Below are 13,611 nucleotides of genomic sequence, written 5' to 3'. Positions count from 1 at the left end.
TCTCCTACGTGTTTTCCAACATATCACTGTTTGATGCACCAGGTGGTACAAGTGGCCACACGTTTTCTTCTTCATCAATTAAAACGTGAAGCATGTAAGAAGTTTCGCTCGCTAGCATCTCTTTAAGTGCAGGTTCGACTTCTTCTTTCTTGGTGATGGTTTTGCCCGGAATGTCGAAGGCTTTTGCCAACATCACGAAATCTGGGTTGTCATCAAGAATGGTTTCACTGTGGCGACCGTCGAAAAACAGTGATTGCCATTGGCGAACCATGCCAAGACGTTGGTTGTTTAGGAGAACAATCTTCACTGGAATTTGGCGACGTTTTAGCGTGCCTAGCTCCTGTACGTTCATCATGAATGAACCGTCACCTGTAATAAGGATAGACTGATCATCCGGACGCGCGACTGATGCGCCCATTGCTGCTGGCAAACCAAAACCCATGGTGCCTAAGCCTGCGGAAGTAATGAAGTTTTGCGGATCGCGTGGCTGAATATGCTGAGCTGCCCACATTTGGTGCTGGCCTACGTCAGTCGAGACGATGGCGCTGTCTGGCATCATGTCAGATAACTGCTTAAGCAGCAGCGGCGCGTAGATAAGATCGCCAGGGTGGTCGTAACGCCACTTAAAGCCGCTACGCAGACTTTCACTGTGGTGAACCCACGATGAGATATCTTGAGTCAGCTCCAATTGAGGAAGAATGGTATTGATGTCGCCTCGCAGTGGTGCGTTTGCGTGGCGAAGCTTATGGATTTCTGCCGCATCGATGTCGATATGGATGACTTTGGCGTGCGGCGCAAAGGTATCGAGTTTGCCCGTCACACGGTCATCAAAACGCGCACCTACGACAATCAACAGGTCTGCTTCTTGAACCACAAGGTTGGCCGCTTTGGTGCCGTGCATACCCAACATGCCTAAGTAGTGAGGGTCATGGCGTTCAATCGTACCTAAGCCTTTTAGAGTGCTTACCGCTGGCATCGGGTTCAGACGTAAGAACTCTCTCACTGCATCTGTTGCTTTCGCAAGCTGCACACCGCCGCCGACATACAATACCGGGCGAGTGGATGCCGCCAGTACGTCTTGCGCGCGTTTGATGTCTTCAGCGCTGACGTCTTCGATTTCAGGTGCAACGTAAGGTGGCAGTAATTTTGTTGGGGCTTGAGCAAGCTGAACATCTTTCGCAATATCGACAATGACCGGGCCCGGACGACCTGTTTTGGCCACTTCAAACGCTTCGGCTAGTGTAGGGGCAAGATCTTCAATGTCAGTAACAAGATAACTGTGCTTAGTACAGGCGAGAGACATACCAATCACATCCATTTCTTGGAACGCATCGGTACCGATATGAGAGCTGGCAACCTGACCTGTGATGGCTACCAAAGGAACGGAATCAAGGAAAGCGTCGGCTAGGCCGGTAACAAGGTTGGTGGCCCCCGGGCCGGAAGTTGCCATGCACACGGCAACATCTTGAGTGGATCGAGCCATTCCGATGGCGGCCATGGCGGCCCCTTGTTCATGACGGCATAAGATGTGCTCGACACCTCCGTCATACAAGGCATCATAGATTGGCATGATGGCTCCACCGGGATAACCAAATACCGTCTTGATGCCTTGCTGTCTTAAAGCGGCTACGACAAGTTGTGCACCAGTCATCGTAAACCTCCTTTGCTACGTTGTGGCTCGTAGCGATTGCCATGTGTGTTGCACTTCATGTGCGCTCCCATTCTTCCCGTTAAACTGTCCGAGGGTTAGACAGATGACAACTTGTAGTTGTAAAAAAACCCCCGGACTTTTCAGCGCGGGGGTTTTTTGTAATTTGTGGTTACCTTTCGCCCACAAGCCCCCGCGCGGTGCCAATAATGACCACGATAATCAGGGCTAGCAGTGTGTTGATGTGAGCGAATAGGTTCATCTGTCTGTCGTTCTTTTTTCGTTAAATAGTATTGTGTAATGTTCTACGAAAATGTTTGCGTCATTAGTGGTATCACACAAATCCGCTGCATGACAAGCAAAAAGTCATTCTTTTTTCACATTAACTCTCAATTTGTACGCGGTATATAACATAACCACATAGATAAAACATTTGTTTATATAGTGTTCAATAGATTGGGGAGTTTATGGGGCTGGCAATCATTCATAGTCGGGCAAGTGTCGGGGTGCAAGCGCCGTCAGTTAGTGTGGAAGTGCATATCAGTAATGGCATGCCCGGCTTTACTCTCGTTGGGTTGCCGGAGACTACGGTAAAGGAATCCAAAGATCGTGTACGCAGTGCGATCATCAATTCAAATTTCCAGTTTCCAGCCAAGCGCATTACGGTCAATTTGGCTCCGGCGGATTTACCTAAAGAAGGCGGTCGTTTTGATTTGCCTATCGCATTGGGTATTTTAGCGGCTTCAGAGCAAATCGCGACAGATAGGCTCAAAAACTACGAATTTGTTGGCGAATTAGCTCTGTCTGGAGGATTAAGACCTGTCAAAGGCGTGCTTCCAGCCGCGTTGGCTGCAAGTAAAGTAGGACGTCATTTGGTGGTGCCTCATGTCAATGGCGATCAAGCGGCGCTGGTGGGCAAAGAGCAACATAAGTCAGCGCAATCCTTACTTGAGGTGTGTGCGGAGTTATGTGGTCAGCATCGTCTCAATCTTTATCAAACTCCGAAGCGAAAAACGGTTGAAAAGCATGGTCGAGATCTACAAGACATCATTGGCCAGCAACAAGGCAAGCGTGCTCTAGAAATTGCGGCGGCTGGAAACCACAACCTACTTTTTCTTGGTCCTCCTGGTACAGGAAAAACCATGCTGGCATCGCGTTTATGCGACTTACTGCCGGAGATGAGCGACGAAGAAGCGATGGAAACGGCTTCAGTCGCATCACTGACGCAAAGTGAGATTAATGAGCACAACTGGAAGTCGCGTCCGTTTCGTGCGCCGCACCATTCCAGTTCGATGGCTGCATTAGTTGGTGGTGGCTCGGTGCCAAGACCGGGAGAGATTTCTTTGGCTCACAATGGGTTATTGTTCCTTGATGAAATGCCGGAGTTTGACCGTAAAGTGTTGGACTCGTTACGAGAACCACTGGAATCGGGTGAGATCATCATTTCTCGCGCACAAGGAAAAACGCGTTTTCCTGCTCGTTTTCAGCTGGTGGGCGCGTTGAATCCAAGCCCAACTGGCTATTACGAAGGGAATCAAGCTCGCACTAACCCTCAAGCTATTTTGCGTTACTTAGGTCGTTTATCGGGACCGCTTCTCGACCGTTTTGATATGTCGTTAGAAATTCCATCCTTACCGAAAGGCACGTTGGCGGAAGGTGGTGATCGAGGTGAGCCCACGGAACTCGTCAAAGAGCGCGTCAGTCTTGCTCGTGAGAGCATGCTTAATCGAAACGGCAAAGTAAACGCACTGCTCGGCAGCCGTGAGATTGAGGCATTTTGCCCATTGCAAAAAAGCGATGCGGAATTTCTCGAAACTGCACTGCATCGGCTGGGGTTATCGATTCGTGCCTATCATCGCATCATTAAAGTGGCCCGTACGATAGCGGATTTAGAAGGTGCTGAGCAGATTAAGCGGCCTCATCTGGCGGAAGCGCTCGGGTATCGCGCGATGGACCGATTGCTGAAACAACTCGCGGCTCAAGCCGTGTAGTAGTCATTTGAGAGGAGTTCGCGGCGAGTATTCACATGTTCGCCGCGAGAACCATGTTAGAAGCTGTAGTTAAAGCCTAACGACAAAAGGTATTCATTTTCGTCATAAAAGGTGATGTTTGAATCGGTTTGGCTATAACCCGCGAAGGAAATGAACGACCAGTTCTGCCAATCAAACACGTTTTGGTATTCGTAAGCGGCAAACAAGCTCAAGGTGTCATCACTGCGCGTTTTCGCAAAAGTTTGGCTCGCCGATTGATAATCTTTGAGTGCATAGCCTGCGGTTAAGGCTAAACGATGACGGTTGATGAACTTAAACCAACTTACGTCAAAGGCATAAGAGTCATACGATTCTGCTTTTCCATCCGCATCTTGGTTGATGTAGGTGAACGCGGGTTGCAGTAGCGATGTTTGGTCTAGTGAAATACGATATTCGCCTTTTACGTAATAAATATTGGCATCACGTGCGAGTGAACGATCGGTGACTTCATCTTGTTCGACATCTTTATCGGCATAAGCTAAATCGAGGGTGAAGTTTCTATCGACCAAACCTTTGATTTGAAATCGATAGGCGTTACCACCTTCATCCGTTGTTTTACGAGCCGTACCTACTTGATAAGGATTACGCCACGTTTCGCCTTTGAGGACGGTCGGAAGGTAAGAGACATCCAATACTGTGCCTGACGGCAGTTCGTACTGATAGCCTAATTGAAAAGCCAGCGTACCGACTGCCACATCGGAACGCGTTGTACCAGCATACACTTGGTGGTTGAGCTGGTGACCAAACGTGTAGGCGATACTTCCGAGCGGCGCTGCGATGACGGTTGTGTCGCTTTCAGCGCTTTGGTCTAACGAGTCGATGGTTTTGCTGTTGTCGGTATTAAAGTTCGATTCCAATGAAATCACACCAGCATTGATTGAGATTTCGCCGCTGAACCCTGCAGTTTCAGCGAGTTGAGCCTGAGCAGCACTGACGACAAAGGCCAAAGGCAAAAGGGTTAGCCTTGGTTTCATTCGTTATCTCCTTGTTGTCGAATGAATATTGTGATTTTGATATGAGTCTGGTTTACATAAAACAAATCTGACCATTCTCACAAATGTTCCAATGTGGCAACGGAGCAGTATAATTACACGCTGTTTTATTACTCACACCTTATCACTGTTGTTTGGTTATCATGTTGGCATATTTGTTATTTTTTTTTAACGCTTCTTTTGTGATCCTTAATTCTGCGATTTGTTCACTCGTAATTTGTGTCATCGCTATTTTTAAGATCCTACTTCCGACCGCTCAGTTAAAAGCTAAAGGGACGGAAGCTGCCAACAAAGTGATGTGGATTTGGGCGACCGTCAATGCGGGGATTCTTGCCTTGTCTAACCGTGTGGAGTGGGACGTTCAAGGCATCGAGAATCTGAAAAAAGATGGTTGGTATTTGCTGATCAGCAACCACCTCAGTTGGACGGATATTGTTGTGCTGTGCTGCGTATTTAAAGATCGCATTCCAATGCCGAAGTTTTTCCTCAAACAACAACTGCTGTATGTGCCGTTTATTGGTATGGCATGTTGGGCTTTAGACATGCCTTTCATGCGTCGTTACTCTCGTGAGTATTTAATTCGTAACCCTCACAAACGTGGCCAAGATTTGGCAACCACACGTCGTTCGTGTGCCAAGTTCAAGCATACACCAACCACGGTTGTGAACTACGTGGAAGGTACACGCTTTACTGAAGAGAAGCAGCGTAAAAGCAAAGCGGGCTACCAATACCTGTTGCAACCCAAGTCCGGCGGTATTGCTTACACATTGGCGGCAATGGGCGAGCAGTTTGAGAACATCATTGATGTGACCCTCGCGTATCCAGAGAATACGGACAAACCTTTTAAAGACATGCTGATGGGGCGCATGACTAAGATCGTGGTCCATGTGAAAGTGTTGCCAGTTGATGAGCAGGTGTTAGGGGATTACTTCAACGACAAGCCGTACAAGCGCCAATTCCAGCAATGGTTAGGGGATGTGTGGCAAGAGAAAGACCAACTACTACAAGAGATTCACAAATAAAAAGGGGAGCCATGCGCTCCCCTGTTTTCTGTGCGTTGCGCTTATTTTAGCGTTAGCAAGTAGTTCACCAGTGCAAAGTACTCATCCATTGATTTAATGCTTTGTGCTTGAACTAGGTATTTGTTATTTACGATAACCGCAGGAACGCCTGTCAAACCGCTATTTTCGAACTGCTTGTCCATACGACGAACCATTGAATCAACTGCGAAGCCGTTGTAAGCCGCGTCAAATTTCTTCGCGTCTATGCCTTCATCTAGGAAGATTTGGCGAAGTTCAGCGTCGTCACGTGGTGGTTTGCGCATGTTGTGGATGCGGTTAAACATCACTGGCACCATTTGATCTTCAACCTTCATTGCGACCATCGTGGCGAATGCTTTGCTCATTGAAGGGCCCATGTTGCCACCCATGAAAGACACGTGGTTCTTTTGCAGTTTGGTACCTTCAGGTAGCTGCTTTTTAAGCTGCTGGATAACTGGTTCAAAGGTATTACAGTGTGGGCAGTAGAATGAGAAGAACTCAGTCACTAAAGGCTTCTTTGATACCTCAAGATCCAATACTTTGTAATGTTCACCTTCTTTGAATTGCGCTGCATGTGCCGACAGGCTTAGCATCAGCATAGAAAACAGTGCGAACAGTTTTTTCATCTAAATATCTCCATTTTGAATTGTTCGGCCTGACTTACCATTGAGGCATTAAAGACAGTGGTGCTTCTTCTAAGCTGGCAATCTGCTCTTTAAATGCAAGGACCTGACCTTCCCAGTATTTTGGCTCATTAAACCATGGAAAAGCGAGTGGAAATGCCGGGTCATGCCAACGTTTTGCTAGCCATGCCATATAGTGCACCATTCGTAGACCGCGAAGCGGCTCGATTAGTTTCAATTCCGCGGCGTTAAAGTCGCAAAACTCTTGATACGCCTCTAAAATGATGTCCAGTTGCATCAGCTTATCTTGGCGTTCGCCGTTAAGTAGCATCCACAAATCTTGTACGGCAGGGCCGTTGCGCGAGTCATCTAAATCGACAAACATTGGGCCGTCGCGCCACAAGATGTTACCCGGATGGCAATCGCCATGCAGACGAATCGTTGCGAAGCTGCCTTGCCAGTGGTTTTCGATGGCTTTGATGAGCATCTCCAAGTCATTGAAAAAGCTGTTTTCTAAATGCATCGGGATCATATTGGTGTTTTGCAAAATCTCACGTGGTTGGTAGAGATACTCTTGCAAACCAATGGTAGGGCGATGTTGAAAAGCTTGTCGGCTGCCGACTTTATGGATGCGTCCTAAAAAGCGACCAACTCCTTCAAGCTGCTCTAAGTTATCGACTTCAAACTGACGACCGCCCACACTTTCGAAGAGAGCGAACCCGTAGCCTTGATAGTGGTGCAAGGTGTTACCATTGATGCGTACGGGTGGGGCGACGGGGATTTCGTTATCAATCAGCTCAAGCGTGAAATCGTGCTCTTCTTGAATCTGCTCGTTGCTCCAACGTTCCGGACGATAGAACTTCACCACGTAGCGACGACGCTCTTCATCGGTAAATTGATACACACGGTTTTCGTAACTGTTGAGAGGCAGAAAGCCCGATTCAGCACGAATGCCAATGCTTTCTAACGCGTACCACATGAAATCAGGGGTGAGGGCGTCAAAGTTAAACATACTTTGGGACATATAAATAAAAAGGCTCATTACTGAGCCTTTTTCCATTAATTATCGACGTTGTCGTTACAGCTTTTTGATAAACCGACTTTCAACTTCGATAGTGAATTCGTTGCTCTTATCGGTGAGTATAAACTGAATTGTGGTGATCGCAGAGTTTAGCTTGTCAGGATCGGCACCAAGGCTCATTGGCAAGTTCAACACTTCCCCTGGCTCAACTTGAATTGTTTGTTTGCCGTACCAACTCACATCGCTCAATCCTTTTACATCCAGATTGTATTCTTGGACTTGTTGAGTTTTGTTGATCACTTTTAGGGTGTAGGTGTTTTCTACTTCGCCAGCGCTGTTCACGCGGAACAGTTGGTTACGGTCGCGAATCACGCTCATGCCTGCAGGATCGACGGCGGCGATTTGAGCGAAGAACAGACCAATCATCACCAAGAGTACCGCGCCGTAGCCCAGTAGTTTAGGTCGCATCACTTTGGTGTGTTTGCCCGATAGACGGTGTTCTGTGGTGTAGCTGATTAAGCCTTTTTCGTAGCCCATGCGATCCATAGTGTTGTCACACGCATCAATACAAGCGCCACAGTTGATACATTCATACTGCAAGCCGTCACGGATATCGATGCCAGTTGGACACACCTGCACACACAGGTCACAATCAATACAGTCACCTAAGCCCAGTTGTTTTGGATCGGCTTTACGTGAACGCGGACCGCGCTTTTCACCACGTTTGGTATCGTAACCGACGATGAACGTGTCTTTGTCGAACATCGCTGATTGAAAACGCGCGTAAGGACACATGTGAATACACATGATTGAGCGCATCCAACCTGCGTTGCCGTAAGTACAGATGGCAAAGAACATCACCCAGAATACTGGCCAGAAGTTCGCGTTGAAGGTGAAGAAATCAATCACCAGCTGTTTCATCGGTACAAAGTAACCAACAAAGGTGAAGCCTGTGGCGAGCGCGATAGCAAACCAAGCGATGTGCTTGAGTGTTTTACGCATGGCTAAGTTGGCGGTGAGTTTATTGGCGTCTTGTTTGCGACGTTTATTCGCGCTGCCTTCGAGTTTTTCTTCAAACCAGATGTACATGAAGGTCCACACGGTTTGCGGGCAGAGATAGCCACACCAGACTCGGCCTAAAAAGGTGGTAATGAAGAACAGGCCAAACGCGGCGATCACAAAGAGCAGAGCGAGTAGGGTCAGATCTTGCGGATAAAGCGTGGTGCCGAAAAAGTTGAATTGCTGGTTGCCGATATCAAGCAAGATCGCTTGTCGCTCGCCGTATGGGATCCACGGTACCAAAGCAAACAGTAGTAGTAAGAACCAACCGCCGTAGCGACGCAGTTTTTGGTAAGTCCCTTTACTTTCTCGAACGTAGATGCGATTGCTTGGGTTAAAACGATCCCCGTTTCCTTTATGGGTTTTCGGGTTGAAAGTCTTGGGAGTCACATCTTTGATATCGATCTTATCCTGACTCATGCACTCATCCTTCTTAGGCTTTTTTATAATGTACGGCGGCATTTCTGGTGATGTCGCTCTGTGACATTGCTATTAATTATTTTAGTTAATACTGATAAACGGCGATTATACAAGCAATAACAATTCCTTTTCTTTAACGCAGTCTACGTTTAACAACAAAAGTCAGTACAGTTAACCTAATAAACGGCTGAACAGTTATAACTGTATTAAAAATCTATTTGATTTAGTTATAAAAAAAGCGACTCTGAGGAGTCGCTTCGAAAGTCGTGAGACGTGTTTATTTGATGATGCCGCGAGCACGTAAGATGGCGGTTTTGAAGTCATCTTCTTGGTCTTTCTTCAGGCCCGGGATCATTTCGTCTTTGCTGCTGTTGCGCATTTTAAGATGGTAGATCAGTACGTCGTCGGAGAGATCTTCCAACTTGCCGTCGTAGCCCGCCTCTTGCGCCAGTTTGACGATGAATTGCAGCAGGTTCATTTCTTGGTCTTTTTGCCACTCAGGCTCTAATAGCTCAAGTAGCTCTTCTATGCGATGACACTTCATTTCTTTCTCCACAATATTTATAAGTATTTGCGCTTAAGGTATCAAATTGCATCGCGAAGACAAATAGAAAAGGAAGGAAAAGAAAAAGCGCAGCTGGCGCCGCGCTTTTGGTTAAGCTGCTTTGATAACTTTGGTTGTAACACTCGACACTATTGCTGTCTTCTCAACCAGTGTCATAGCTGGCGCAACTTGTTTTGCCTTAGATGCAGTAGTGAAGCCACTGCGGCGGCGCATTGCACTTGTATTGGTGTGTGCGAACCTGACTGTAGTTGGGCGCATTCGATTACCTAACTGCCAGGCATATCCATTGCCGATGTAATGGCCTGATTCATTATGAGTTGAGCTTCAACTGCTTGAAGGGTGGCTCTTTTGGCTTTCGCCAGTCCAATAAATGAGTCAGGAATACCGATATGCATGCATATCATGTATAGGTTAGCACCCTTGTTATAATTGGTCGATAGTTGAGCAATTGAATTCTCTCGATTTTGTTATTTTGTCGCTCGGATCGACGCAAAAATTTGTTTTGATCCCATGATCAGCAGTAGTAGTATGAGATCTCGACAAAGGAGGTGCATATGTCATTTTTGAAGAAGACACTTGCGAGCTTTGGGATCGGCAGCGCTAAGGTAGATTCGATTCTAAATCAGGATGTGCTTTATCCCGGTCAAAGTGTGGATGTTTCTATTCACGTTTATGGTGGCGCGACAGAACAAGCGATCGATAATATCGATATGAAGCTTTGTTGCCGCTACATCGCAGAGGCTCCGGACGACCGTGGTGCGCGAGAAGGGCACAGCATGCGTCGAGTACCGCAAACGCATGTCTTGGCGAAATGGAATCTCCCGTACGCCTTTACGATTCATCCTGGTGAAGAGCGCACCTTCGACGTCAAACTCGACGTGCCTTGGAACACGCCAGTGACCATCGGCGATGCAAAAGTCTGGCTAGAAACTGGCTTAGATGTGGCGATGGCGCTTGACCCTACCGACAAAGACATTCTCACCGTTAGACCCGACCCACTTATGGATGCCATATTGTCAGCGTTTGAAGCCCAAGGCTTGCGTATTCGCCAAGTCGAATGCGAAGAGGTAAAAGGTTTCGAACTGCCATTTGTACAAGAGTTTGAAATGGTGCCCACTGATGGCCCGTATCATGGCGTATGGCGCGAGTTAGAGTTTGTCGCGCATCGCGATGAGCAAAACCTCAAGCTTTGGTTTGAGATTGACCGCACTCGCAGTGGCTCTCGCGGTATGCTTGCCAGCTTGCTCGGCAGTGGAAAACTCAAGCGCGAACTGTGTATTCCGGTGACAACAAACCTGGAAGAAGTGGGTGAGCTTGTCCTCAATTACCTCGACCAAACGGCTGCGATTCACGAGTCTTAATTTTAGCTTACACGTGTACGCTTAATGTGCCATACTAGAGCGAATGTTCAAAACTCTAGTATAGGCGCATTGATGTCCTCACCGCAGAAACCTCAATACAGTCAAAGTGAAGAGCTTGCCAACACCATCACGCACGGTATTGGGATGATTTTCGGCATTGTCGGGTTAATCCTGTTGTTAATCAAAGCGACAAACCACCAAGCTGACACATTGACCGTGACAAGCATGGCGATCTACGGCTCCAGTATTATTGTGCTGTTTTTAGCCTCAACGCTGTACCACGCGATCCCTCACCCTAAAGCGAAACGCTGGCTGAAAACCTTCGACCATTGCGCTATTTATCTGCTTATTGCTGGCAGTTACACGCCATTTTTGTTAGTGAGTTTACGCACGCCACTTGCGTTTGGCTTGATGATAGTTATCTGGAGCATTGCTTTGCTCGGCATCATCATGAAGGTCGCGTTTGTTTATCGCTTTAAGAAGTTGTCGCTGATGACTTATTTGGTGATGGGATGGCTGTCGTTGATTGTGATTTATCAGCTGGCGATCAATCTGGATATCGGTGGACTTACGCTGCTTGCGGTGGGCGGTTTGGTGTACTCGCTAGGGGTGATTTTCTACGTAGCGAAGCGTATCCCCTTTAACCATGCGATTTGGCACGGCTTCGTTTTAGCGGGTTGTGTGTGTCACTTCTTCGCAATTTATTACTTTGTCGAGCCTATCTAAACTTAGCGACCTAAGCCTCACGCGTCAGCGTGGCAAGATACGCTCGACAAAGAATATCAGACCCGTATTAGCGAGTTTTCACTTCTAACACTTTGGCAGAAAACTGGTACTGCTGAGATTGCGGCACGGCCAGTTTAATGCTCTTACCTTGTTCTGCTTGCTGTGGTCGCAGGTAGGTATCCGCCATTCGTTTGATGGATTGCCAAACCGTGACCTTTTCTTTCGCCAGTTGCTTGCCAGACATATCAAACACTTGTACCTCAACTTCCACCTGAATGACAGATTGAGAGCTTTGGTTGGTGATAGACGTTGGCAGTACCAGTTCACCACCTTCGTAGCTCGCAGAGCCAATCAGTACGTCGACCCCTGAGTCTGACAACTGCATGGTTGGTTTTTTCGCGTTCACAACCACGGTTGTGCCGACGGTTTTTGTTACGACCGGAATTGTCGCAATCGCAGGAGCTGCGACGGTTTCAACCGCGCTGGTTGTGGTTTGGGCTACGGCCTCTTTTGGCGCAGAACTTGTCATCACGTATTCCCAAGTAAAGTCATCGTTCAACTTCACTTCTCGACCGTCGGCTAAAGTGACGACTTCAGCGGCGTAGGCGGATGAGGTGGCGAGTAGGGTCGCCAGAGTGATCCATGTTTTCATTGTCATACCTTTTAATTTGTGTCTGCTTAACGGCGCCAAAACGCAGGGAAGAACAGTACAAGAATAGTCAGAATTTCCAAGCGGCCCATCAACATACCAAAGCTTAGAAGCCATTTAGCAGCATCTGGTAGTGGCGCGAAGTTACCGGTTGGGCCGATCACGCTACCCATGCCAGGACCCACGTTGGCAACGGCGGTGATTGAGCCAGAAATGCTGGTCACGGGATCAAGACCAAGGGCACTTAAACAGCCAGCGATAAAGATTATGGTGATAAAGAACATCAACCCAAACGCCACCACAGAGCGCACGATGTCGTCGTTCACAGGACGTTGGTTGTAACGTTGCACGAAAACGCCGGATGGATGAATCAGTTTCATGATCTGTTTGTTCAACAGCGTCATAGCAATTTGGAAACGGAAGATTTTAATCCCGCCTGCGGTTGAGCCAGAACATGCCCCAGCCATCATTAAGAAGGCAAAGAGCGTGGTTGGCAGAGCGCCCCAAGCGGTGAAATCTTCCAAGCCGAACCCAGTGGTTGTCACCACAGAAACGATGTTGAACATCGACACTCGCAGGGCATCCAAAATGGTGTAACCATCGCGAATCACTAGCCAAGCGGCAACCACCAAGCTTGAGAACAAGAACAAGTAAGCAAAGCCTCGTACCTGTGCATCTTTGACCAGAATATCGATGCTGCGTTTGCGTAGAGCGGCAACAAACAATAGAAATGGCAGACCGCCCAAGAACATGAAAGTGGTCGCGACCCAGTGCGCACCGTTGGAGAAGTTGTTCATCGAGCTATCGGAGGTCGAGTAACCGCCGGTAGATAGGGTGGTAAAGGCGTGGTTGATCGCTTCAAACAGGTTCATGCCCGTCAGAACATAACCACCAATGCACATGCCCGTTAAGATCAGATACACCAACACGATGTTCTTCGCTACGGTTTTGGCTCTTGGGCTGCTTTTATCTGACCAGTCGGACGATTCCGTTTGGAACAGCTTCATACCACCGACGTTCAACATGGGTAGGATTGCCACCGCCATTACGATAAAGCCAATGCCACCCAGCCATTGCAAGATGGAGCGCCATAACAAAATGCTCGGCGCCATGTTGTCCAAGCCACTGAGCACTGTGGAGCCCGTGGTGGTGATCCCCGACATGGTTTCGAAGTAGGCATCGGTGAAGCTGATGTGGTTAATGAACACAAATGGCAACGCGGCGAACGCGCTGGCGATGGTCCAGACCAAACTGGTGATGAGGAACATGTCGCGCACACTGAGTTTGAACTTGGCGGTTCGGCCAATCGTCAAACAAATGAAGGCGGCAAGGTGCGTGATCACAACGGCTTGGGCGAAATCAAGGAAACCGCCCGTACCTGTGAAGAAAGCGACCAAAGTCGGCACGTACATAAAAAGGGCCAGTTTGGATAAAACCAGCCCGATAACAAACAGTACGGGACGTAAGTTGACCATAG

The 13,611-nt window shown here is 47.9% G+C and carries 12 protein-coding genes; 4 read left to right on the top strand and 8 right to left on the bottom strand.

The genetic code is table 11. The annotated features are described in order from the left end of the window. Positions 1 to 4: 4 nt before the first annotated feature. Positions 5 to 1,651 (bottom strand): acetolactate synthase 2 catalytic subunit, encoded by a 1,647-nt coding sequence (gene ilvG, locus ACF8OV_RS12990; protein WP_203505186.1) that lies wholly within the window; start codon positions 1,649 to 1,651, stop codon positions 5 to 7. Between the two features lie 464 nt (positions 1,652 to 2,115). Here ilvG and ACF8OV_RS12985 point away from each other — a divergent pair, with 464 nt between their 5' ends. Next, positions 2,116 to 3,639, top strand: a complete 1,524-nt coding sequence (locus ACF8OV_RS12985) for a YifB family Mg chelatase-like AAA ATPase (protein ID WP_203505188.1) — start codon at positions 2,116 to 2,118, stop codon at positions 3,637 to 3,639. Positions 3,640 to 3,695: 56 nt separating this feature from the next. Here ACF8OV_RS12985 and ACF8OV_RS12980 read toward each other — a convergent pair whose 3' ends face one another. After that, positions 3,696 to 4,652 (bottom strand): DUF2860 domain-containing protein, encoded by a 957-nt coding sequence (locus ACF8OV_RS12980; protein ID WP_069493497.1) that lies wholly within the window; start codon positions 4,650 to 4,652, stop codon positions 3,696 to 3,698. Positions 4,653 to 4,813: 161 nt separating this feature from the next. Here ACF8OV_RS12980 and ACF8OV_RS12975 point away from each other — a divergent pair, with 161 nt between their 5' ends. After that, positions 4,814 to 5,692 (top strand): acyltransferase, encoded by an 879-nt coding sequence (locus tag ACF8OV_RS12975; protein WP_020904428.1) that lies wholly within the window; start codon positions 4,814 to 4,816, stop codon positions 5,690 to 5,692. Between the two features lie 41 nt (positions 5,693 to 5,733). On the opposite strand, the gene ACF8OV_RS12970 is transcribed toward ACF8OV_RS12975, so the two are convergent. The 4 genes from ACF8OV_RS12970 to ACF8OV_RS12955 form a co-directional block, all read right to left on the bottom strand. Continuing rightward, positions 5,734 to 6,336 (bottom strand): thiol:disulfide interchange protein DsbA/DsbL, encoded by a 603-nt coding sequence (locus tag ACF8OV_RS12970; RefSeq protein ID WP_005454748.1) that lies wholly within the window; start codon positions 6,334 to 6,336, stop codon positions 5,734 to 5,736. A 34-nt stretch (positions 6,337 to 6,370) separates the two neighbouring features. Next, on the bottom strand, positions 6,371 to 7,357 hold the full coding sequence (locus ACF8OV_RS12965) for a serine/threonine protein kinase (protein ID WP_258496337.1): 987 nt from the start codon (positions 7,355 to 7,357) through the stop codon (positions 6,371 to 6,373). A 54-nt stretch (positions 7,358 to 7,411) separates the two neighbouring features. Beyond that, positions 7,412 to 8,833, bottom strand: a complete 1,422-nt coding sequence (ccoG, locus tag ACF8OV_RS12960) for a cytochrome c oxidase accessory protein CcoG (protein ID WP_021449054.1) — start codon at positions 8,831 to 8,833, stop codon at positions 7,412 to 7,414. Positions 8,834 to 9,110: 277 nt separating this feature from the next. Continuing rightward, positions 9,111 to 9,377 (bottom strand): YihD family protein, encoded by a 267-nt coding sequence (locus ACF8OV_RS12955; RefSeq protein WP_005461387.1) that lies wholly within the window; start codon positions 9,375 to 9,377, stop codon positions 9,111 to 9,113. Positions 9,378 to 9,952: 575 nt separating this feature from the next. Between ACF8OV_RS12955 and ACF8OV_RS12950 the strand changes: the two genes are divergently transcribed. After that, on the top strand, positions 9,953 to 10,759 hold the full coding sequence (locus ACF8OV_RS12950; protein ID WP_005461450.1) for a sporulation protein: 807 nt from the start codon (positions 9,953 to 9,955) through the stop codon (positions 10,757 to 10,759). A gap of 72 nt (positions 10,760 to 10,831) precedes the next feature. Next, positions 10,832 to 11,485, top strand: a complete 654-nt coding sequence (locus ACF8OV_RS12945; protein WP_005461458.1) for a hemolysin III family protein — start codon at positions 10,832 to 10,834, stop codon at positions 11,483 to 11,485. A gap of 67 nt (positions 11,486 to 11,552) precedes the next feature. On the opposite strand, the gene ACF8OV_RS12940 is transcribed toward ACF8OV_RS12945, so the two are convergent. Further along, a complete protein-coding gene (locus ACF8OV_RS12940; RefSeq protein WP_015297516.1) occupies positions 11,553 to 12,137 on the bottom strand; it encodes a DUF3157 family protein in 585 nt (194 codons plus the stop codon). A 26-nt stretch (positions 12,138 to 12,163) separates the two neighbouring features. Beyond that, complete coding sequence (locus ACF8OV_RS12935; protein ID WP_005481183.1) at positions 12,164 to 13,609, bottom strand: TrkH family potassium uptake protein; 1,446 nt, start codon at positions 13,607 to 13,609, stop codon at positions 12,164 to 12,166. Positions 13,610 to 13,611 lie beyond the last annotated feature (2 nt).

Origin of the sequence: Vibrio sp. GLN_1 (genome assembly GCF_043106015.1) — a bacterium.
Taxonomy (GTDB): domain Bacteria; phylum Pseudomonadota; class Gammaproteobacteria; order Enterobacterales; family Vibrionaceae; genus Vibrio; species Vibrio parahaemolyticus.
Note: the sequence above shows the minus strand (reverse complement) of the source record. Positions and strands in the feature narration are given on the sequence as shown.